The organism is Bacillus sp. J41TS8 (assembly GCF_018333035.1).
Classification (GTDB): Bacteria; Bacillota; Bacilli; order Bacillales; family Bacillaceae; genus Bacillus; species Bacillus paralicheniformis.
The window spans coordinates 49,994-72,418 of the sequence record NZ_BORF01000019.1 but is presented as its reverse complement, the minus strand read 5'-3'; the positions used below and the strand labels follow the sequence as shown (position 1 = coordinate 72,418).

Genomic DNA, 22,425 nt, shown 5'->3' with positions numbered 1-22,425 from the left:
TCACCTCGCTTCAGCAAAACCCCGGGAAAAATGTTCCCCGTAAATGACGTTCACTTCAATCCCCCGCGCTTTTAATTGTTGGACAGCGGCGCTTTCCTCACTTGAGAGGGCTCCGCCTTTTTTCTTCACCAAACAAATGACGGGCAGTCCGCCGGAGAGCGGTTTCTTCAAAACCTGCACCAATTCGTTGGTGATGCGGCTTGTCACAATATATTTAACGGCTTTTCTCATATCTGGATGGCCGAATTCACCCTCCAGCAGACTGTGGAACGGCAGGACCGCATCGCAATCGGCAAGCGCCAAGTAGTAAAACAGCTTTCTCAGATGCTCCTCCCCTTGCCGAACCGGGAAGGCATTCCGCTCCTTTCCTGTGGAGACAAGCCCTGCATTCGTCCCGCTCCGCATGGCCGAACGAATGATGGAAGCGGTAAACGCGACGATCTCTTCAAAAGCATCAGAGGGAGACTGATCCATAAAGACGAGCAGATCATCCCCTTTCGTCTGCTCAAATTCCTTCGTCATCAGCTGGCTGCGCCGTGCTGACGTCTTCCAGTCGACCCATGCAAACCGGTCGCCCGGCTGGTATTCCCTGATACCTGATGCCAGTGTGCTGTCCTTTCGGCGAAGCTCTGAAACGCGGCCTGCATGTTCATCATAAGAGCCTCCGCTGGCGCGGTAAGTGATCTCTTGATAGGAAGGCAGAACGAGAAAGGAGTCTTCTAATTGAATCTCGCATTCTCTTTCCAGCAGTCCGAGCGGATCACCTGTGCGGACCCTGATTTTTGCTAAACGGTGGTCTCCTCTCGGAACCGAATTGATCGTGTACGTCATCTTAATTTCTTTTTTAAACCAAGGAAAGAGAAACTGTTTGGCTTCTGCCGCCCTCCCGTTTCTCCCCAGCGAATCGGGCAGACAGTCTTCCACGATCATAAACATAATCGGAAAGGGCCATTTTCTCTTTAACACGACAAAAGCTTCCAATTGATCACCAGCTTTATACTGCCCGCGGCTCAGCCTCCGCTCCGCTGTCATATTCTTCAGCGGATAAAAGGCAAACAGGAAAGCATAAAGCACAAAGGGAAGAAATGAGTAGAACAAAAACCAGCTGACAAATCCCCCTTGAAACATCGCATAGCAAAACGTTGAAGCAAACAGAAGAAACACGATAAACAGCTTCCATCCGTACTTCACAAGACCGATGCGCTCTCTCATCAGTTGCTCATCGACCTTCCGACCGGAACTTCCGTTTTTGACATAATGTCCTGAAGAACAGCTTCAGGCCGCTTTCCTTCAAATTTCGCCTCTGACCGCAGAATCATTCTGTGTGCAAAGGTAAAAGGCGCCAAATACTGAATATCATCAGGAATGACATAATCACGGTTATATAAAAATGCAAACGCCTGAGCAGCCTTCATCAAGGCGATTGAGCCGCGCGGACTCACGCCGAGATAAACGGCGGAATGACTCCTCGTTTTTTGGGCGATCTCCACAATGTATTCTTTAATCGCAGCGTCTACATACACCTTTTCAGCCTCTTTTTGAAATGCGGCAAGCTCTTCTTTCTCTATGACAGGCTCAACTTCCTCAATCGGGCTGCGGTTTTCCTGAAGATCGAGCACTTGAAGCTCTTCGCGCACTGTCGGATACCCCATTCTCAGCTTGAATAAAAAGCGGTCAAGCTGAGCTTCCGGCAGCGGATATGTCCCTTCATACTCGACGGGATTTTGCGTAGCCATTACAAAAAAAGGTTTTGAAAGCGGCATTGTCACGCCGTCTACTGTCACACTTCCTTCTTCCATCGCTTCCAGAAGCGCCGACTGCGTTTTCGGCGATGTTCTGTTGATTTCATCGGCGAGAATGATATCTCCCATAATCGGGCCTGAACGGTATTCAAATTCCAGTGTTTTCGGATTATATATGGAAACGCCTGTTACATCTGAAGGCAGTAAATCTGGCGTAAACTGGATTCTCTTAAATTCAGCGCCGGTTGACTTTGCCAAGGCGCGAACCATCATCGTCTTTCCGACGCCTGGAACGTCTTCCAGCAGGACGTGTCCGTTTGCAAGAATGGCAGTCAGGCTTAAAACGGCAATATCTTTCTTTCCTACCATTACTTTGTCAATATTATCAGCTACTTTTCCCAAAACGGGATGCAGCGTTTCTTCGTATGCCATCCTCTTCCTCCTCATTGCTGACGAATCGAATTTATTTAACTTTACCATAAACGATGTACTCTCAGAAAACAACTAACTGGAGGAAAATAGAGTTTTGTCTTTTTTTATTTCGAATTTCAGAGTTAAAAAACAAAAAGAAGCGGTCAGTGACCGCTTCTTATTTCTCTCCAGAGGGCTCGATGTGAACATGGGAATGAACGATCGAGTGTTCCTCCTGCATTCTTCTCTCAATTTCATCGGCGATATCATGGCTTTCTGCAATGTTGAGGTCGGATCTCACTTCCACGATGATTTCCACGTGGATGGTGCTGCCCAAATAACGCGCTTTAACATCTTTGATTTTGCCGACGCCGGGAACTTTCCGAATCGTTTCTTTATACGTTGAAATATGTTTAATATCGAATCCGTCCGTCAAAGAATGGGCCGCCTCTTTAAAAATCCCCCAAGCCGTTTTGCAGATGATCAATCCGATGATAAATGCGGCTGCCGTATCGACCCAGGCAAGGTTAAATTGCGAAGCAAAGATGCCTGCGAACGTTCCGATGCTGACATAGGCATCCGATTTATTATCGGCGGCGGCTGCATAGAGGGCATGGCTGTTTACCTTTTTTGCCAGCCTTTTATTGTAGAGGAAAACCAAAAACATCACGACGGCACTGCCTGCCGCCGTCCAAGCCGCAATCATGTCCGGTGTCGTTTCTTTCGGATTAAACAGCATTTCACCCGAGCTGTACAGCACTTCAAGACCGACCACCATCATGATAAATGAAGCGATCATCGAGGCGATCGTCTCAGCGCGGAAATGTCCGTACGGATGGTCTTCATCAGGCGGCTTCTGAGAAATCCTGAGGCCGATCAGCACCGCTACTGAGGCGATAATATCTGTTGTATTGTTCAGTCCGTCGGCTCTGAGGGCTTCGGAGTGAAATAGAAGCCCGACGGCCAATTTAACAGCCGACAGTACAATGTAAGCGATGATGCTGACCCATGCCCCGGTTTCACCTTTTTTTAATTCATCATACCGTTCCATAAAAAGCTTCCTTTCCCATCCGTGTTTTCGCTTTTAATCATACAAAGCAAAACTTGAGTGAGTCTATAGAAACATGATTCACTTCTTGCAGAAATATAGTCAGAGTAGAACTTTTTTTATTTAAGGAAACAAATTTCAGTTGGGTCAAAACCGGTAAAACCCGCTCTGTATAAGGATTTTGCGAAAACCTCAATTTATTCACGCTGCATAGGATTAAAAGGTCGGTATCTTCTTTCTGAATATTTTTTCTTTAGTTCCCCTGCATGATTCTTCTAAAAAACATTAAACAAACCCAAAATTTAAACGATATTAAAAAAGTCGAAAATAGTCCTTAAAACTCTGACAATATAAAACAATAGTAAAATAGTCACGAAAAATATATGGACTTTTTTCCTTTTTTGGATTAATATGTTTTAGACATTATGACATAGCTTATAAGGGGGACATTACATGTCAGAACAAACGAATTTTCAAGCCCCTGTCAAACGTACAGCAGAATTTGTACTGGGGTTACTAGGCGGTATTTTCGGGATTTTTGCAGGATTTTCAGGTTTATTATTCGGAGGATTAGGCGCCGCTTTAGAAGCGGATGGCGCCGGAGAAGTTATCGGATCATCCTGGGCGGTTATTTTGCTGTCTGCACTGGCCATCGTCGGTGCATGTATCGTAAAAAAACATACTAAATTAGCGGGTACTTTTTATATCGCGGCTGCAATAGGAGGAACTGTCGGCGTCAGCCTGGCATATATCGTTCCACTTATTCTGCTATTAATCGGCGGATGTAAAGCATTGTTCAGCGGCGAGAATAAAGGCCTTGTCTTTAAAAAATGGTGGTTCTATGTCACGATTATTGGATCCATCGTATTCGTCATGATATTCGCTTCAAGCGGCTCTTCTTCTCAAGAAAGCAAATCGTCCGGTAGCAGTGCAAAGACGACAGCCGCAAAAACTAGCGAAGAAAAAAGCAATGACGATGCCAAAGAAGAAAAAACTGAATTTGGTTTAAATGAAACAGCTGATCTGGATGGCACCCAAATCACAGTGACCAACGTTAAAAAATCGATGGGCAATAAATTTATCAAACCAAAAAAAGGTAATGAATATGTGATTGTAACAGTTAACATAGAAAATAAAAGCGATAAAGATATTTCTTACAACCCGCTTGATTTTCAAATTCAAAACGAAGATGGACAAATTACGCATAATACTTATGCACTTTCAGATGATAACCAATTATCATCTGGAAATCTGACAAAAGACGGTAAGGTTTCTGGAACTATCGCTTTTCAGACAAAAAAGAGCAAAACATATAAAGTTATTTTCACTTCTAATTTTTGGAATGATGAAAAAATCACTTTTAACCTTCAATAATTCAAAAAAACTTGCAAAGTCTCCTTTGCAAGTTTTTTAATTGCATTTCTTCCGCCCAAGCACGATCGGATACCGGTTCAATAAAAAGATGCAAGGCACCATAACAAGCAATGTCATACCGGTGTAAAGCGCGCTCCATAACAGGGAACCGTATGTCTCATCAAGGGAAACCTGGGTAAAGTAGTAGACGACGGCTTTCAGCATCCTGATGACCGGGTAGTGCAGTACGAGAATGATCAGCGAGTTTTTGCCGAGGAATTGGAGTAGCTTCATTTTTTCGAGTTTAAAACTGCTGAAAATGACGCCTGCCGTTCCCAGAAATGAGGTCAGATAAAAGACCGCCATGTTTCCATACTCATTGGCCCTCATATCCACTCTGACGTTCAGGGTCTGTAAAAAGCCGACCGCGATGAATAAGAGAAGCGCTGGCAGCAGCGTTCTTCTGTCTCTCATCTCCCTCAGGCTATTTCTCGACAGAAAACCGGCCGAATAAAATACGATGGCGGTCAAGGCCACTTCAATATTCCACGGCAGCTTGATGCCCACAAATTGATCATTCAAATAGCCCAAGGCGGCCGACACCATTACGGCAATGACGATAAACAGCCTGCCTTTCCCCCATCTCTTCACGATAAAAAAAAGCATTTCAACGATGAATAAGCATGTTAAAAACCAGAGCGCCGGGTTGTGTGTCAGCATGTAGTCATCAGGCATCGAATAAAAAATGCCTTTAAACGGTACAACCGGATCGACATCCGAACTCCCCGTAAACGTAAAATGCCTCTCAACGAGAACCCAGAATAAATAGGCAAGAACGGAAAAAATGAAGTACGGCAAAAGAAGCGTCTTTATTTTTTTAAGAAGAAATGATGTAAAAGTCATCTTCCCATCATGGTAAACGAGGCCGGACAGAAAGAAAAACAGCGGCATATGAAATGCGAAAATGAACGTTTTCAGCCAATCCGGCGTCGGTGTATGGCCCAACACGACCAATATAATTCCCACGCCCTTCGAAACATCAATCCACTCTATTCTTTTCTGCAATACGGGTATCTCCTTTCAGACCGCTTCGCCCCATAAGAAAGGGTTTACACATAATGTATCATCATCCCCGCCTTTCTTCCTCCGCGAAGCATGCCTTAAGGCGATTTTTAATCGTTAGGAAATATTCTGTTCATCTTCTTGTCATGATCGATTCTTTTTTTTAACATTCTCAGCACAAATTACATTTCTTATTCTCATCATGAGGAACCAGACCATGCAACCCGTCTTATAATGTAATGATCTTTTCATTAGAACAAAAGAGGACAGGTGAAACATGAAACTTGAAAAATTCGTTGACAAACTCCCCATTCCGAAAGTGCTTAAACCCCACAGCAAAAGCAAGGAAATGACCTATTATGAAGTCACGATGAAAGAATTTCAGCAGCAGCTCCACCGCGATCTGCCGCCGACCCGGCTGTTTGGATATAACGGGGTCTATCCCGGCCCCACCTTTGAAGTGCAAAAACACGAAAAAGTCGCGGTCAAATGGTTGAATAAGCTTCCGGATCATCATTTTCTCCCCGTCGACCATACAATTCATGACGACGGCCATCATGAACATGAAGTCAAAACGGTCGTTCATTTGCATGGAGGCCGGACACCGCCTGATAGCGACGGTTACCCGGAAGCCTGGTACACTAAAGATTTTCAAGTCAAAGGCCCTTTTTTTGAAAGGGAGGTGTATGAATATCCGAATGAGCAGGATGCTACGGCTCTCTGGTATCACGATCATGCAATGGCCATCACAAGGCTGAATGTATATGCGGGGCTTGTCGGTTTATATTTTATCCGCGACAGGGAAGAGCGGTCATTGAACTTGCCGAAGGGAGAATATGAAATTCCGCTCTTGATTCAGGATAAGTCCTTTCATGAAGATGGTTCATTGTTTTATCCGCAGCAGCCTGACAACCCTTCGCCGGATCTTCCCGACCCGTCGATTGTTCCGGCTTTTTGCGGTGATACCATTTTAGTCAACGGCAAGGTATGGCCTTATGATGAACTGGAACCTCGAAAATACCGTTTTCGGATACTGAACGCCTCCAATACGAGAATCTTTGAGCTGTATTTCGATCATGACATCACATTTCACCAAATCGGCACTGACGGTGGTCTTCTGCAGCATCCGGTTAAAGTCAATGAACTGGTGATCGCACCGGCTGAAAGATGCGATATCATCGTTGATTTTTCACGAGCTGAAGGAAAAACCGTGACATTGAAAAACCGGATCGGCTGCGGCGGACAAGACGCGGATCCCGATACAGATGCCGACATCATGCAATTCCGCATCTCAAAACCATTGAAGCAAAAAGATACAAGTTCATTGCCGAGAATATTGAGAAAACGCCCATTTTACCGGAGACACAAGATCAATACCCTTAGAAATCTGTCGTTGGGCGCGTCCCTTGACCAATATGGAAGACCTGTTCTGCTTTTAAACAACACAAAATGGCATGAACCGGTAACTGAAACTCCCGCCCTCGGCAGCACTGAGATCTGGTCGATCATCAATGCCGGAAGAGCGATCCATCCGATCCATTTACATCTTGTCCAATTTTTGATTCTCGACCACCGGCCGTTTGATATCGAACGGTATCAGGAAAACGGAGAACTAGTCTTTACAGGTCCGGCAGCTCCACCGGCACAGAATGAAAAGGGGCTGAAAGACACCGTCAAAGTACCTCCTGGCTCGGTGACGCGGATTATCGCAACCTTCGCACCGTACAGCGGCAGATATGTTTGGCACTGCCACATTCTGGAGCACGAAGATTACGATATGATGCGCCCTCTTGAAGTAACGGATATTCGTCATCAATAAGAAAAAGCCTCCGCATTTGGAGGCTTTTAAAAAAGCACAAATCATCAAAAAAACCATCGCTTGATCCTGTACAATAAGATCATCAAATCGTAAAGGCTGTGGATGAATATGGATGATTACGAAAGAATTCAAAACGCGGTTCATTTTATCGAAGAACACCTTCAAAACGATTTAAACATTACGGATATTGCGGCTAAATCATGTTTCTCCCCGTTTCATTTTCAAAGGCTTTTTCAGGCGATCTCCGGTTTTTCCGTTTATCAGTACATTCGCAACCGGCGTCTGTCTGAAGCTGCGCTTCTGCTTGAGAAAACGGACCGTTCCATTCTCGATATCGCAATTGATTTCGGCTATAGCTCACAGGAAGCTTTCGGCAGGGCATTCTCACAGTATTTCGGCATCACTCCGGCCAAGTACCGCAAAGCAAAGGTCAAGCTTGATTTTCAAACCAAAATGAATTTTCTCGAATATAAAGAAAGGATGACTGGAGATATGAACATCCCAAAGCCGCACATCACTCATTTAAACGACATACATATGATCGGATATGAGTACCGGACAAATTTAAACGAGGAAAAGTATTTCGAAGATATCCCGAAATTCTACAACGATTTCGGCAGAAATGGATACTTTATGCAAATCCCTCAAAAAACAGATCCGAATATGTGTTACGGGCTGTCATGCCGCTTCCAGGATGACGGAGGTTTCTCATTTATCATCGGGGAAGCCGTTCGCGAAACAGCAGCCGGAGAAGTGCCGGAGCCGCTTATGTATATGAAAATTCCCGGCGGCAAATACGCCGTATTTCATGTGCACGGATCGACCGAATCCGTGCAGAACACAAGAAGATACATCTATGGATCATGGCTGATGAATACCAATTACGAGAGAACAGAAGGACCGGACTTTGAAGTGACTGATGTGTGCCGTTCGGTGCCGCCCAACGAGATGAAGATGACCATCTATATTCCGCTTCTGTAAAAACGCCGGGGAACCTTCTGACCACAGGTTCCCCGAATCACTTTCATATCGATTTAAGCGCCTCGGCGGGCGTTTGATCACCCGAAACCAAATCGAATGAACGCCGGAATGTATGCTCTTCAGCGAGCGCCGCCAAGATGGTATCAGCCACATCTTCTCGCGGAATCGTTCTGCGCTCAAGGTTTTCCGCCGCTTTCACCCGGCCTGTACCCGGTTCGTTTAACAGGCCTCCCGGACGGATAATCGTGTAGTTTAATCCGCTGCCTTCAAGAATCCGATCCGCATAATGTTTGGCGACATAATACGGCTTTAACGCTTCACTCCAATTTTCACGGCGGTGTGCCTGCAATGTGCTGACCATAATAAAACGGCGGATGCCCGCTTTTTCGGCAGCTTCGATCGTTTTAACCGCCCCATCCAAATCCACCAAAAGCGTTTTATCAGCGCCCGTTTTGCCGCCTGAGCCGGCGGTAAAGACAATCGCGTCGCAGCCTTTCGCCGCTTCTGCGATGCTTTCCACGGTGCCTTCTAAATTAGCGAGCGCGGTTTCTATTCCCGATTGTTTCAAAGCCTGCGCCTGCTCTTCGTTTCTCACCATTGCTCTGACTTGATGTTCATCGCTCTCATTCAAGCTTTTCGTCAAGCGGCGCCCGATTTGTCCGTTCGCCCCCACTACAAACACTTTCATCTGTTCATCCTCCTTGTTGTCCAGTTTCTTTTTTCATTATTTCACTGTACAGACAATGTTTCAAACCGCCCGCTCGCCAAAATGTGCGAATGCTAAAAAGGCTCCCCATTCGTATCATGGGAAGCCTTTTTCGTTTCTATTCTATTCCGCCGATCTCATTGAAAGGAAAATAACGGAACTCAACTTTGCCGACAACGGAGTCCATTGTAATAAATCCGAAAAAGCGGCTGTCCTTGCTGTTTTGACGGTTATCACCCATCACGAACAAGTGGTCTTCCGGCACCTTTTGTTTGCCGGTTAATTTCTCCAGTGTGAAATTATCTGTTAAATGTTCATGAAGCGTCAGCTTTTGTTTGTTTTTCTTTAAATAAGGCTCATCATATACTTTTCCGTTAATATAAAGGACATCGTCCTTCATTTCGATCGTATCCCCCGGGAGGCCGATCACCCTTTTCACATAGTTTTCATCTGAATCAGGCGCGTGAAAAATAATTTTATCAAAGCGCTGAATATCGCTGATTTTACTAACCATGACCATGTTGCCGTCCTCTAAAGTCGGATACATTGAATCTCCCAAAACAGTTGACGGCGTAAACAGAAAATAGCGGCAAACCATGACAAGCGCGGCGGCTATGACAAGTGTTTTCACCCACGATAAGATTTCTTTTTTTCTACTATTTTTCATAAGTACTCTCCTTCACTTTCGGATCGTTTCATTGGCATTCCGCTCCTTCTATCCTATCAGACTGTCCGCCTGCATGCTTTCTCGCAAGCATCGGCAGGCGCAGCCGTAAAAAAATAGTTGATACATAATAATATTAGCGGTTGAAACGAAAAATCCTTTTATTCAATGTTGAATTTTGTCAGTTGATCAGCTTATTTACGGCACAACAAACCATTACATATGCACAGGCAAAACGCCCCTCTTTATAATACATTATCATATCATGACCCAAAGGCGGTGATTGCCTCAAAATGAGCAGCTACGAAGAGTACTATGACAATTACGATCCATACAGCCCTGAGCGGGAAAAAGAAAGACAGTCAAGGAAAGCGCTGCGTTCGGCGGATACCGATAAAACGGATAAAACAAATAATACGGATAAAACCGTTAAAACGGATAAAACCCGCAGCTCTGACGATAACCGGTTCAAATGCAGAAAAAGAAAGTGTTTTTCTGATGATGACGACGACCGTTTCAAGTGCCGCAGAAAGAAGTGCTGACCATTGATCTTTAAAGCCGATTCATATCGGCTTTTTTACATATACCACGGCTTCACCGTTCCAAGCCGGAACATTCATCCATTAGATGAATACCATAAATCTAAAAGGAGATGGAAATGAATATGAGTGTTCCGAAAGATGCCGTTTGCTCAATGCCCCATGATCATCAAAGGTCTTTGCACGATTTATGCCGCAAATACATGCACTATCACGTCGTGCTGAAAATGAAGGACGGCCGTTCCGTTCACGGGATCCTTGAAGGGGTGAACCGTCAGGAAGCATCTCTCCTCATTCCCGAAGACGTGACAGATGAAAGGCAGTTTTACGGCGGATACGGATATCCGCGCCGGCGATTCCGACGGTTCAGGAGCAGGATCTTCCCGTTTGTTATTATTGCTGCGCTGTATCCTTTTCCATATTATTAAGCAAAAGCCCGGTATGATGCCAAATCCATGAAACTTATTTTCCTTTGCTTCGTATATACAAAAACGACGCAAACCGAGGAAGGAGACAGATAAAATGGCATCTGCTAAACTGCAGCAGCGATTGGATCAATATAAAGCAATTTACTCTGAGTTAAAAAGCGATTTAAAATGGAAAGTCACAGATCAGCGGACATTGATGATGATTGCTTCCATGTATGTCGTCAACAAGCGGCCTTTTAATAAAGAACGGTTTTTAACGCTTAGTGAGGCCGTCAAACAGGCCGCCGGGACATTTTCGCCGTTAAAGTCGGCCCATCGCTATACATTCGCCGCTATGTTTGACGTGCGCTTCGAAGAACCTGAAACGCATATCAGACCTTTTTTCATTATTTACGAAAAACTGACCGGCAACGGATTCAAAAAAAGCATTTTCACCTACTTGTCCGCACTTATCCTTTTGACAAAATATCCTGATGAGCATGATCATGAAGACAAAATCAATCGGGCTTTGTCTATTTACAAAGGAATGAAGGACAAGCACGTCTTTTTAACATCTGCCGGCGATTACCCGCTCGCCGTGCTTTTGGCCGGTTCAGACATGGAGACGGGTGAACTGATCGACTATATCGAAGCGTTTTACCAAAAGCTGAACCAAGCGGGTTTTCGCAAAGGGAACGATTTGCAGTTTCTCAGCCACATCCTCTCGCTTTTGCCGGAGCGGGATGCCGATCAGCTTGTCGCCCGCTCCCTTCGGATATACGATGAATTGACAAAAAAGCATAGAAGACCGAAGCCTGTCCATTACCCGGAAATCGGACTGCTTGCATTGCTTGAGAACGGTGAAAAAGACATAGATGCCATCACAATCATGGCAGGCGCATTGAACAGCGATAAACTGTTCAGGTGGCAGAAAGACATGAATCTGAAAACGGCTGTCAATTTGTACATGAGCGAAAAAACGGAAGATCCGACGCTTCTGGAAACAGGACTTTATCAAACGCTTGAAGCCGTTATTCAAGCACAACAGACGGCAGCAATCGCCATTATGACGAGCTCGGCTGCGGCGTCTCAGGCAAACGGCTCATGATAAAACATCAGCCGGCACAGACTGTTTGTGCCGGCTGATGCTCATTATTCGTCAATAACGGAAAAGGTGTTGATAATCCCGTTTGTTTTTTCCCAGGCTTTGCTCACTTTATTCGTATCCATATCATACGAATAAATCGTTCTCACCCTTGCTTCGCTCCCCGTTTCATCTTCAAGCAGCTTCGCATCTTTTGCTTCAGCGAGAAAGTAAAGTTTTTTCCCGTCTTTCGAGAATTGCGGTTGTGCTGAGTCGACTAATGAAAATGCCCGCTGATCTGAAATGATCGCTTTATATTTTTTCGTTTCGGCATCCATCGCATAAATCGACTTCTGATCATCAGCCGATTCTGTAAAGACGATCGTTTTGCCATCCGGCGAAATTGCCGTGTCATTGATAAATTTTGCGATCGTTTTCACCTGGTGCTGATCTTTCTCATCCGCCAGGGAAATGTTCATATTCGTCGGTTTGGGCGGCACTCCTTTGCTGTTCGCCTCATCTGTTTTTTGATAGTCTTCTTTCAATGAATAATGCAGTATAACGAATTGATTGTTCGCTTTGTTGTACTGATAGTAGCTGACGCTCTCGTCCTTGTTGTTTAACGATGGATAAATGACGTGAAACGCCTTTTGTTTTAAATCAAAGGAAGCGAGGTGAAAATTTCTCTCCTCCGCAAGGTTGTATCGCATGAACAGCTTCGAACCGTCCGCCGATAAACTGAGTCCGTCGACATATTCATCCCCTGAATATAGGGTTGTTTTTTCGCCCGACTGCAAATCCAGCCTGATCAAATGCTTCATATTGCTGTTATCGGTGTTCGTATAATAAAGAATGCGTTTTTTCCGGTCTAATGCCGCAGCCGGGTAATCCGTCATCTTTTCTTCATACAGCTTATTTTGATTTTCATAGTAAGCAGTCATCAGCTTCTGATCGGTTATCGATACGAGCAGGTCCGAACCGCCGCCCTTTGCCGGCTCCGCTTTTTCCGGGACGAAATAGCGGAAGGCCGCAAATGCGCCTGCGGCTAAAATGACGGCCGCCAACAAAAACACAAAGACTTTTTTCATATTCGCCCCCGCCAATTGAAAGAAGCAAGAAAACGATTTTCCTTGCTTCTTTTCTCCTATTTTTTATATGTATAATGTCCGGCTACCTTTCCTTTGCTTGTCGGAAATCCCAAAGCTCTAAAAGCTTTCGGGCTTACATCCAACACAGCGCCCGGCATTCTGCCGACATCATATTTATAGACTGTAATGACTTTCTTTGGTTTTGCTTTAGAATAGGCTCTTATTTTTGTGCCTTTTCTCGGAACATCGAAGCCCATCTTTGTGGCGCAGTCCCAATGGCCGAGCCTTTTGCCGTCAGCGCCGACTTTGCCCACGCCGTTGTACCAAGTGATGTAGCCGCTGACTTTTTTCGTTTTAGCACTCGCCTCACCGGCAAAATTGAATGCCAATAGCAAGCTGCCTGCCAAAACAAAAACAGAAAAAAGTATCTTCTTCATATAAAAATATCCTCCGTGAATGGGATTTTTTTCTGACATTCAAATTATACCTTTTTTCATAGAAATGGTATTTTACAGTTTGTTTACGTTTAAAATGCAATTATTACGCCCAGTTTTCTACCAAACTATCAAGAACAGATGACACCTTTGCCAGGATCGTTCGTATATAAAAGAGAAACCAAAATGAATAGGATGATCACAGTGAAAAAATCGAAACTGATCTCGTTATCCGCGGCTGCAATGCTTTTCGCCGTTCCCCTATCTGGATGTTCATCATCCGCTTCAGACCGTTCACAGGAGGTCTCAGAAGACCAATCCATTCAAAAATACGATCTCGTATGGTTTGATTACGTGAATGACAGCGAATCCGACAAAGCACCTTTACTGAAAGCATCATACGTGAAAAATGGGAAAGAAAAGACGGAGACTTTCAAAAAATATGTAGAAAATGTGGAAAATGTCGAACAGCCTTATATTAAAATCCGCGATCATGAAGCCTTCATCTACCGTCCCCCATACATCAAATATGACCAGGAGCCGCTTGAGGGCGTCGTCAAAGATAAAGTGGAACAAAAAAGCAGTGATGAACAATGAAGAAAAAAAGCGCTCCTCTTATTTTGATCATGGCGCTGTCTCTCTTGCTGCCTTTTGCTCAAGCAGAGGCAACAGGCAGCAATGGAACATCCGGAACCAAGGCTTCGAGTTCCTCGGCTAATAACAGCTCTTTAAAAACACGTCCGGGTTCAGTCAACCAGAGAATGCGCAGTTATATGAATCAGTCTGCGAGCCGACAATATTTAAACAAGAGCAGTCAGTTCAACGCCATCCAGCGGACATTGCCGTCCAATGCCCTGTACAAAGGGAGCATCAAGCAAACACTCAATCAAAATCCTGCTGGATCAGCCTTTTTGAATTACTACTTTCCATACTGGATGATCTTCCACGCGGGCGGATATACAGCTGAACAAAAAAGCATGCTCCGCACCGCCGGAATCAAAGAAAAAGCGCTCTCTGAACGAAAAGAAAAAAGATATTGGCTGTTGATTGAAGATCAAAACGGAAAAGAACATGCCGTCCTCGTCTCGAAAAAACAGTATGACAACATTCAAAAAGGGGATCGGGTTGAAGTGCGCCGCAAACAGATCACCAAAAAATAGCTGAAACAAGAGCCGGTCATCATCATGATGCCGGCTTTTCTCGTCATATCAAAAAAGGGCTTGCATGGATGAAAACCATCTGTTAAAATTCGTTTCATAGCTAATGATTCTGAAAATAAAAAGGCAGGCGTCACGATTTGGATAGATCCCCCCATCTTCGACAGGAAGAACACGACACACTCATCAAGCTGAAACGCATGCCGATCGAGTCCTTGAATCTTGAAGCCATTTCGGTTGCCACCAACCTTTACCGGTCAGCGCAAAAGCTCCGCATCAAAATGGAGACCGAGATTCTTTCCTCATATCAATTGTCATGGACGGCTTTTTCGATTCTTTACGATCTATGGGTATGGGGCAGACTTGAAACGAGAAAACTCGCTGAACTGTCAGGCATTTCAACAGCCACTGCGAGCAATGTCATTAAAACGCTTGAAAAAAAGAACTTTTGCGGAAAAAGCACGGATCCGAGAGACCGCAGACACGTATACGCCGAGATCACCCCTGAAGGAAAAGCCGCTATTGAAGAGCTCTATCCGGCGTTCCACAAAGGGGAAACAATGCTGATCAAAGGCATGACAAAAGAGGAGCAGAATACATTGATCGAGCTCCTTCGAAAAGTGAACGACAATCTTCATAAACCATAAGCAACGACGGGAACAAGTAGCGGGCTGTCTCCCTGTTCCAGAGAGCCGGCGGCTGGTGCGAGCCGGTACAAAGGCAGACGCGAATTACCTCCCCGAGCTTTCTTTGTGAACCTTCAAGTAGCAAAGAACGGGAAACCGTTATCTGAAATAGAGCGGAAGACGGAGGTCTTCAACCAGGGTGGTACCGCGTGCATTTGAGCCACGTCCCTTATCGGGATGAGGCTCTTTTTTTATACAAAAAAGGAGGAGTTATCATGCAGCAACAACAATTTGATCAACTGACAACTGCCGAGAAGCGGGAAGTCGAAAGGCAGCTTCGCTTATATATGAACGGAGCGGAGGAGGTCATTCCCCCGGAAGAACTGCGGGCAAAGCTGGCCAAATCGATTTTGACCGGCGAACCGCTGAAAATTAAGCTTGGTCTCGATCCGTCGGCGCCTGACGTTCATTTAGGCCACACTGTCGTCTTGAATAAGCTGCGCCAATTTCAGGAAAACGGGCATATCGTCCAGCTCCTGATCGGAGATTTCACAGGAAAAATCGGCGATCCGACAGGAAAATCCGCCGCAAGGAAACAGCTGACGGACGAAGAAGTCCGCCGCAATGCCGAAACATACTTTCAACAGTTTGGAAAAGTGCTTGATCAGAACAAAGTCGAGCTTCACTACAACTCAAAATGGCTGAAACGATTAACCTTGGAAGACGTCATTGCGCTCGCGGGCAAAATTACCGTCGCCCGTTTAATGGAACGCGATGATTTTGAAGAAAGAATTGCCATGCAAAAGCCGATTTCGCTTCATGAATTCTTTTACCCGTTGATGCAGGGATATGATTCGGTCGTTCTCGACAGCGATATCGAACTGGGCGGAACGGATCAGCATTTTAACGTGCTCATGGGCAGACACTTTCAGGAAAAGTATGGAAAAGAAAAACAGGTCGTCATTCTCATGCCGCTGCTTGAAGGACTTGACGGGGTTGAAAAAATGTCGAAATCAAAGAACAATTACATCGGCATTGATGAAGACCCTCATGAAATGTTCGGGAAAACGATGTCGCTTCCGGACAGTTTGATGAAAAAATATATCCATCTTGCGACCGACTTGGAGGCGGAAGATAAAAAACGCCTTATCAAAGATTTGGAAACGGGGGCCGTTCATCCGCGAGACGCGAAAATGCTTCTCGGGAAAACCATCGTCAACATGTATCATGGAAGCGAGGCAGCCGAAGCGGCCGAACAGCAGTTTAAAAAGGTTTTTCAGCAAAACAGCGCACCGGACAATATAACGGCTGTACACTGGCAAGGTGACGGAACGGTTCCTGTCACCGATTTATTGGTGACGCTCGGACTCCTCCCTTCCAAAAGCGAAGCCCGCCGAATGATCCAAAACGGCGGTGTTAAAATCAACGGCATCAAAGCAGAATCGATTCATGCGGATGTTACGGTCGAACACGGTATGATGATCCAAGTCGGCAAACGGAAGTTTGTCAAATTGCAAATGCCTCAATAAACAAACAGCCTAATCATCCTTTTAAAAGGATCGATTAGGCTGTTTTTCATGAAAAGCGCAGGCGTTAAAATTTGCAACAGGACGGTATCCAATCGCCTGATTGTTTCGATTCGAAGCCGAATTGCTAAGAACGTTGTATAAACAGCAAAAAGCATATCCGAACGGCCTTCCTCTTCGGCCTGATCTTGATGTTGCCCTCACCTCTCTGATTGCAAATAAGGCCGCCAGCGGCGGCCTGCCATTTTACGATTCATTTTTCTTCTCTTATGCAGCAACAGCGCTGCCATCCTTCCTTCAGCAGCTCAAATGTCAGCTCGTTTGTGTTGTGCACGATCAAATCAGCCCCGCTCAGCGATGTCTCATCACCGACTCCCACCGCAAACATCCCTGCGGATTTGATCGCGGCGATCCCGGCTTCAGCGTCTTCGATTGCTGCACACTGAGACGGAGGCACACCGAGCAGCGCTGCGGCCGTCAAAAAGATTTCGGGGTCGGGCTTTCCGCGAGCAAGCGCAGCCGGGTCAACGACAGCATGAAATTCGTCCATGAGCCCGAGCCGTTGCAAAATAGCGGGCGCGTTTCGGCTTGACGAAGCTAACGCGATGCTTACATTTTCCCTTTTCAATTCGGCAAATAGCCCGGCGATTCCCGGCAACAGGTCATGCGGTGTCAAGTTTTGGATCAGCTGTTGGTAGTATTGATTTTTCCGGCGCATGATCTCTTGTTTCTCCGCCTCCCGATACGTTCCGGCCGCACCGCCGTGAATCAAAATCGTGTTAAGCGACTGCTCTCTGTCGATGCCTTTCAGCCGTTCATTAAAGCTCCGGTCAATCTGAATGCCGATTTGTTCGGCAGTATGTTTCCAAGCGAGATAATGATACTCGGCCGTATCCGTGATCACGCCGTCCAAGTCAAAAATGACCGCTTTCATAATGTCGAACCCTTTACCCGGCTGATCATCATAAAAGCTTCATAGGGTTCCATGTCCATGCTGCCACTTATATCAAGCCGCTCGCGGGCGTAATTGGATAACAGCACATCCCACTTGTCTTCAAGCAATTCCGGCGGAGCATGAAACAGCGCCTTTTCTTCTGACAAATTCACGGCGACTAACAGCTTTTCGCCCCGGTATTCACGGATATACGCAAAGATTTGCGGATCATCCTCAAGCAGCAGCTGGTAATCTCCATGTACGATAACTTTATGTTGTTTGCGCAGCCCGATGAGCTTCTGATAATAATAGAAAATTGAATCTTCATCTGAGAGCGATTCTTTCACATTGATTTCTTGATAGCGGGGATTTACCGCCAGCCAAGGCTCTCCATCTGTGAAGCCCGCGTGTTTTCCGTCATCCCATTGCATCGGCGTTCTCGCGTGATCCCGCCCTTTTTTCGCCACGGCTTTTCGAAAGTCTTCCTCTGTCATCGTTTGATTTTCGAGCACAAGTTCGCGGTATGCGTTTTTGATTTCGAGATCATCATACATCTCGAGCGGCATTTCACTGTTTGTCATGCCGATTTCTTCTCCCTGATAAATGAACGGGGTTCCCTTCATCCCGTGCAAGACCGTTGCAAATGCTTTGGCGCATTGTTTGCGCAGTTCGCGGTCATTGCCCCAGCGGGATATGACCCTCGGTTGATCATGATTTTCGAAATAGAGCGTGTTCCAGCCGACATTCATTAAAGCGGCCTGCCACCTCGTCATCGTCTTTTTTAAAGCGATCGGATCAAACGGCTTCATCTGCCATTTCCCATTCGGCGAATGTTGTTTTGTATCGATGTCCATATGTTCAAATGTAAAAATCATGTTCAGCTCATGTCTGCTTGGATCCGTGTATTTTATCGCTTCTTCAACATCTGAGCCGTTTGCTTCGCCGACCGTCATGCAGTCGTAACGGGACAGCACTTCCCGGTTCATCTCTTGTATAAATTCGTGCAGACGGGGGCCGTTTGAATGATAGCGGCCGACGACATAAGGACTGCTGTCATCTGTTTCATAATCGGGAAAGTCGACATATTTGGAAATGGAACCGATCACATCCATCCGCCAGCCGTCAACGCCTCTGTCCATCCAAAACGTCATCAAATCGTATACTTCCCGGCGAACCGCTTCATTCTCCCAGTTTAAGTCAGGCTGCTTTTGTGAAAAGTAGTGAAGATAATACTGCCCTGTCCGCTCATCGAATGTCCACGCCGATCCTGAAAAGATCGATCCCCAATTGTTCGGTTCTGAACCGTCCGCCTTTGGATCTTTCCAAAAATAATAATCACGGTAAGGATTGTCCTTTGACTTGCGGCTTTCGGCAAACCAGGCATGTTCATCAGACGTGTGGTTCACGACAAGATCCATGATGATTTTCATTCCGCGTTTATGCACTTCATCAATCAATTGAAACATATCATCGTTCGTCCCGAACTTTTCGTATATGCTTCTGTAGTCGCTGATGTCGTAGCCGTTGTCATCCTGCGGGGAATCAAACACAGGACACAGCCAGATAACATCGGCTCCGAGGCTTTTAATGTAATCGAGCTTTTGAATCACGCCCTGCAAATCACCGAATCCGTCTCCGTTGGAATCATAAAAACTCCGCGGGTAAATTTGATACACGACTGCCTCTTTCCACCATTGGCTCATCGGGCATCCTCCTTTCATACCGTCCGTTCAGTGCGATTTGCTCTCCATAAACTGTCATGGAAAGCGGTTCTCCTTTTACAAGGTTGAAGGCGACGCTGTTTTCCTCTACCTGCACATTGATTAGCCGGTTCCGATAATTGATGTTGAACGAATAACCGTCCCATTCCTTCGGCAAAAACGGAGCAAACGACAGCGTCTCATCTTGGGTCCGCATGCCGGCAAATCCTTGCACGATCGCGAGCCAGCTTCCAGTCATCGATGTAATATGAAGCCCTTCCTCTGTGTCATGATTGTAATTATCCAGGTCAAGCCTCGCTGTACGCTTATACAGTTCAAGCGCTTTCTTTTCCATTTTGAGTTCAGCCGCCAGCACCGCATGGACAGACGGCGAAAGGCTCGATTCATGAACCGTCATCGGTTCATAAAATTCAAAGTTGCGCCGTTTTTCTTCCGTCGTAAATCGATGATTAAAGAAATAAATGCCTTGCAGAACATCCGCCTGCTTAATAAAACTGGAGCGGAGAATTTTGTCCCATGACCAATTCTGATAGAGCGGGCGGTCATCCGGTTCAAGCTCATCCGCTGCCTGAAGCTCTTTATCCAGGAATGTATCATGCTGAATAAAAACATTTAATTCCTCACTGTATGGATAGTACATTTTCGCAATGATATCCTTCCACCTCTCGATTTCGGCTTCCCGTATATCAAGCCGGCGGCGTTTTTCCTCCGGGAGGACAGCGAGGTTTTCGAGCGTGTACTCAAGCGTCCACGACGCAATCAAATTCGTATACCAGTTGTTGTTGACATTGTTTTCATATTCATTCGGCCCTGTAACGCCGTGGATCATATATTTGTTGTTACGTTTTGAGAAGTGGACACGGTCAGCCCAAAATCTGCTGATTTCGACGAGAACGTCTATCCCGTATTCTTTCATATAGTCACGGTCGCCTGTGTAATTGACATAATTGTAGATCGCATAACAGATTGCGCCATTGCGGTGAATTTCTTCGAAGGTGATCTCCCATTCATTGTGGCATTCATCGCCTGTGAAGGTCACCATCGGATAAAGGGCTCCCTTCAGCCCCAGTTTGGCCGCATTCCGTTTAGCTGCCTCCAAATGATGATATCGGTATAAAAGCAGATTCTTTGTCACCTCCGGCTCGGCTGTCGCCAAATACACAGGAACGGCGTACGCCTCAGTATCCCAGTAGGCGGCTCCTCCGTATTTCTCGCCCGTGAATCCTTTCGGCCCGATGTTTAAGCGCGAATCGGTTCCGTAGTATGTCGAGAAAAGCTGAAAGAGGTTGTACCGGATGCCCTGCTGAAGCTCATCATCCCCTTTAATTTCAATGTCAGCCTTTGCCCACCTTTCCATCCAATGTTCGGTATGCCTCCGCTTCGCTTCTTCATATCCCTGCTGAAGAACATCAGCCAAAAGCGCCCTGCCCTTTACTAAAAGCTCTGCTTCTTCAAAGTCCCGGGACGTTGTGACAATGATCAATTTTTTTAAAGAAGCCTTTGTTCCCGGCTTCACTTCGTAACAGAAGCGGTTTTCCGCGTACATCGCATCCGTTTGAAAATGCTCGCTGACATATCCTTCTGTCACATTGCACATTGAAGCAGCCACCGTAAAACGCGGCGTTCCAAACGGATTCTCAATCGTTTTTGTCACAAGATGACCGCGATGAGATTCGGCGCCTTTCGCTTCTTCCTGCCAAAACCGCTCTTCGAAATTGGCATCCTCATTTGCGACATGGCCATCAAGATAAGGGACAAGTGTAATAACAGCTTCATCGGTCAGGCATTCCGCTTCATAATGAATCGCGCACAGCTGCTGGACATCAAGACTAAGAAAGCGCTCCGACGAAATTTTGACAGCCTTTTGATTCACGCGAACGACAGCGCTTCTCCGCAGGATGCCTTCCTTCATATTGAGCTCCAATTCAAACGATTCGATGCCGTTTTGATTGAGGTCGACTTTTTCGTCGTCTACATATACATCAATTCCGATGAAATTCATCGCATTGATCACTTTCCCGAAATATTCGGGATAGCCGTTTTTCCACCAGCCGACACGCGTTTTGTCCGGAAACCAAACCCCTGCGATATATGTGCCTTTGAGACTTTCGCCTGAATAGCTTTCTTCAAAATTCCCCCTGATCCCCATATAGCCGTTCGCCAAGGATGTCAGACTTTCCTGAAGCCGCTTATGTTCTTTTTCAAATTGGTTTGTTTTGATTTTCCACTGGTCGATCTCAAATAGCCGCTGATTTACCATGATTTCCTCCTGACTGAAGATTTTCGTTGTGATGGCGGGTTTTGAATATATGCCTGAAGATGAAAGAGACCATCAAAGCGCTTCCGCACGAATGGATGAGCAGCATCATGATGAAGTCAAAGCGGATCATACCAAAAGCCATTGCAGCCGCTGCCGGAAGCGCTGATCCGCACACCGCCGCTGCGGCCGCTTCCTTAAACGACCTTATCCCGGTCATGTTGGATTTTTTGGAGATCCAGATGCCTCCCGTCAGAACGGCCGTTACAAAAAGCGAAATGATGAAAACCGCGGAACAGGCCAGCATGATGATAAGCGGCTTATATTGGGCAAACCACATGGCACCGATAAAATCCCCTACATGATCGGCATCTAGATCATTCAGCCCGGCCTTTGCCGGATAGCGGACAGAAAACCCCGCTCCGCTTTGATCGCTGATAATCAGATGATCTGACTGAAAGATGAGCGCGTTTTGATAGCCGCCTTCCGCCTTTATCCGGCCGTTCTCACCGCTTGTTTTCAATTCATGCTTCAAATCGACCGCCAGCAAGGTTTTCTCTTTCTCCACACGGTACAGCTCGTCTGTGCCTGTCAATCTCCCGTTTGTCAATTGGTAGCCTTTTAATTGTTTGATGAATGCCGCGTCAGCCTTTTGAACAACGTTTGGGAGCAAATTCCCGGCGTTGAAGCGGTCCATTTTCATCAACGCAATCGACACGGGCGCCGTTAAGCAAGCTGTCAAAAACATAAACAGAAAAGAAATTTCGAGCCAGCTGAATGTATGTTTGCAGCGCATGACGCCCGCCGGTGATGCCGCTGCTTTAAGAAAGCGGACGATCAGCTTTTCGTGTCTCATGTCGTTCATC

Annotated in this window: 22 protein-coding genes, 1 pseudogene and 1 other annotated feature; of the genes and pseudogenes, 11 read left to right on the top strand and 12 right to left on the bottom strand. The window is 45.9% G+C overall.

Annotated elements, in window-relative coordinates:
* From KI350_RS20635 to KI350_RS20625, 3 genes are all read right to left on the bottom strand, one after another.
* Positions 1-1,212: a DUF58 domain-containing protein gene (locus tag KI350_RS20635; RefSeq protein ID WP_065643599.1), complete on the bottom strand. Its 1,212-nt coding sequence runs from the start codon at positions 1,210-1,212 to the stop codon at positions 1-3.
* A complete protein-coding gene (locus KI350_RS20630) occupies positions 1,212-2,174 on the bottom strand; it encodes an AAA family ATPase (protein WP_065643598.1) in 963 nt (320 codons plus the stop codon). Before KI350_RS20630 ends, KI350_RS20635 begins: the two co-directional genes overlap by 1 nt.
* Before the next feature lie 157 nt (positions 2,175-2,331).
* Positions 2,332-3,204, bottom strand: coding sequence for a cation diffusion facilitator family transporter (locus KI350_RS20625; protein WP_020450423.1), 873 nt, complete (start codon positions 3,202-3,204; stop codon positions 2,332-2,334).
* A gap of 450 nt (positions 3,205-3,654) precedes the next feature.
* Between KI350_RS20625 and KI350_RS20620 the strand changes: the two are divergent.
* Positions 3,655-3,999 (top strand): annotated as a pseudogene (locus tag KI350_RS20620) (DUF4064 domain-containing protein); the annotation flags it as partial.
* Positions 4,000-4,074: 75 nt separating this feature from the next.
* The gene (locus KI350_RS20615; RefSeq protein ID WP_025810309.1) at positions 4,075-4,575 is read left to right on the top strand and encodes a DUF4352 domain-containing protein; all 501 of its coding nucleotides are present in this window, start codon (positions 4,075-4,077) and stop codon (positions 4,573-4,575) included.
* A 36-nt stretch (positions 4,576-4,611) separates the two neighbouring features.
* Here KI350_RS20615 and KI350_RS20610 read toward each other — a convergent pair whose 3' ends face one another.
* Complete coding sequence (locus KI350_RS20610) at positions 4,612-5,619, bottom strand: acyltransferase family protein (RefSeq protein ID WP_023855579.1); 1,008 nt, start codon at positions 5,617-5,619, stop codon at positions 4,612-4,614.
* Positions 5,620-5,893: 274 nt separating this feature from the next.
* On the opposite strand from KI350_RS20610, the gene KI350_RS20605 reads away from it, so the two are divergent.
* Positions 5,894-7,435, top strand: a complete 1,542-nt coding sequence (locus tag KI350_RS20605) for a multicopper oxidase family protein (RefSeq protein ID WP_023855578.1) — start codon at positions 5,894-5,896, stop codon at positions 7,433-7,435.
* 108 nt (positions 7,436-7,543) lie between these two features.
* Positions 7,544-8,416: an AraC family transcriptional regulator gene (locus KI350_RS20600; protein WP_023855577.1), complete on the top strand. Its 873-nt coding sequence runs from the start codon at positions 7,544-7,546 to the stop codon at positions 8,414-8,416.
* 43 nt (positions 8,417-8,459) lie between these two features.
* On the opposite strand, the gene KI350_RS20595 is transcribed toward KI350_RS20600, so the two are convergent.
* Both KI350_RS20595 and lepB read right to left on the bottom strand, forming a co-directional pair.
* On the bottom strand, positions 8,460-9,104 hold the full coding sequence (locus KI350_RS20595; protein ID WP_023855576.1) for an SDR family oxidoreductase: 645 nt from the start codon (positions 9,102-9,104) through the stop codon (positions 8,460-8,462).
* Between the two features lie 136 nt (positions 9,105-9,240).
* The gene (gene lepB / locus KI350_RS20590; RefSeq protein WP_020450416.1) at positions 9,241-9,789 is read right to left on the bottom strand and encodes a signal peptidase I; all 549 of its coding nucleotides are present in this window, start codon (positions 9,787-9,789) and stop codon (positions 9,241-9,243) included.
* A 290-nt stretch (positions 9,790-10,079) separates the two neighbouring features.
* Here lepB and KI350_RS20585 point away from each other — a divergent pair, with 290 nt between their 5' ends.
* The 3 genes from KI350_RS20585 (at position 10,080) to KI350_RS20575 (ending at position 11,840) form a co-directional block, all read left to right on the top strand.
* Positions 10,080-10,328: a hypothetical protein gene (locus tag KI350_RS20585; RefSeq protein WP_065643596.1), complete on the top strand. Its 249-nt coding sequence runs from the start codon at positions 10,080-10,082 to the stop codon at positions 10,326-10,328.
* Positions 10,329-10,444: 116 nt separating this feature from the next.
* Positions 10,445-10,753 carry a hypothetical protein gene (locus KI350_RS20580; protein WP_020450414.1) on the top strand — a complete coding sequence of 103 codons (309 nt, stop codon included), beginning with the start codon at positions 10,445-10,447 and terminating at the stop codon, positions 10,751-10,753.
* Between the two features lie 94 nt (positions 10,754-10,847).
* Complete coding sequence (locus KI350_RS20575; RefSeq protein ID WP_023855573.1) at positions 10,848-11,840, top strand: DUF4003 domain-containing protein; 993 nt, start codon at positions 10,848-10,850, stop codon at positions 11,838-11,840.
* A 44-nt stretch (positions 11,841-11,884) separates the two neighbouring features.
* On the opposite strand, the gene KI350_RS20570 is transcribed toward KI350_RS20575, so the two are convergent.
* Both KI350_RS20570 and KI350_RS20565 read right to left on the bottom strand, forming a co-directional pair.
* Complete coding sequence (locus KI350_RS20570) at positions 11,885-12,904, bottom strand: PD40 domain-containing protein (RefSeq protein WP_065643595.1); 1,020 nt, start codon at positions 12,902-12,904, stop codon at positions 11,885-11,887.
* 56 nt (positions 12,905-12,960) lie between these two features.
* Positions 12,961-13,341: an RlpA-like double-psi beta-barrel domain-containing protein gene (locus tag KI350_RS20565; protein WP_020450411.1), complete on the bottom strand. Its 381-nt coding sequence runs from the start codon at positions 13,339-13,341 to the stop codon at positions 12,961-12,963.
* 192 nt (positions 13,342-13,533) lie between these two features.
* Between KI350_RS20565 and KI350_RS20560 the strand changes: the two genes are divergently transcribed.
* The 4 genes from KI350_RS20560 (at position 13,534) to tyrS (ending at position 16,650) form a co-directional block, all read left to right on the top strand.
* A complete protein-coding gene (locus KI350_RS20560; RefSeq protein ID WP_224067401.1) occupies positions 13,534-13,935 on the top strand; it encodes a hypothetical protein in 402 nt (133 codons plus the stop codon).
* Positions 13,932-14,498 (top strand): hypothetical protein, encoded by a 567-nt coding sequence (locus tag KI350_RS20555; protein WP_035337074.1) that lies wholly within the window; start codon positions 13,932-13,934, stop codon positions 14,496-14,498. The genes KI350_RS20560 and KI350_RS20555 overlap by 4 nt, the downstream gene beginning before the upstream one ends.
* 197 nt (positions 14,499-14,695) lie before the next feature.
* Complete coding sequence (locus tag KI350_RS20550; RefSeq protein ID WP_236808665.1) at positions 14,696-15,142, top strand: MarR family transcriptional regulator; 447 nt, start codon at positions 14,696-14,698, stop codon at positions 15,140-15,142.
* Positions 15,137-15,354 (top strand) — a binding site (T-box leader). Its footprint overlaps the gene before it by 6 nt.
* 42 nt (positions 15,355-15,396) lie before the next feature.
* Entirely contained in the window at positions 15,397-16,650 is a 1,254-nt protein-coding gene (tyrS, locus tag KI350_RS20545; protein WP_065643593.1) for a tyrosine--tRNA ligase, read from the top strand.
* 250 nt (positions 16,651-16,900) lie between these two features.
* On the opposite strand, the gene pgmB is transcribed toward tyrS, so the two are convergent.
* Genes pgmB through KI350_RS20525 form a run of 4 tightly spaced genes read right to left on the bottom strand, consistent with a single transcriptional unit; the run spans position 16,901 to position 22,424 of the window.
* Entirely contained in the window at positions 16,901-17,581 is a 681-nt protein-coding gene (pgmB, locus tag KI350_RS20540) for a beta-phosphoglucomutase (protein WP_065643592.1), read from the bottom strand.
* Entirely contained in the window at positions 17,578-19,284 is a 1,707-nt protein-coding gene (locus KI350_RS20535) for a glycoside hydrolase family 13 protein (RefSeq protein ID WP_059231890.1), read from the bottom strand. The genes pgmB and KI350_RS20535 overlap by 4 nt, the downstream gene beginning before the upstream one ends.
* Positions 19,226-21,562: a glycoside hydrolase family 65 protein gene (locus KI350_RS20530; RefSeq protein WP_051303747.1), complete on the bottom strand. Its 2,337-nt coding sequence runs from the start codon at positions 21,560-21,562 to the stop codon at positions 19,226-19,228. Before KI350_RS20530 ends, KI350_RS20535 begins: the two co-directional genes overlap by 59 nt.
* The gene (locus KI350_RS20525; protein WP_065643607.1) at positions 21,540-22,424 is read right to left on the bottom strand and encodes a DUF1189 domain-containing protein; all 885 of its coding nucleotides are present in this window, start codon (positions 22,422-22,424) and stop codon (positions 21,540-21,542) included. The genes KI350_RS20530 and KI350_RS20525 overlap by 23 nt, the downstream gene beginning before the upstream one ends.
* Between the last annotated feature and the right edge of the window lies 1 nt (position 22,425).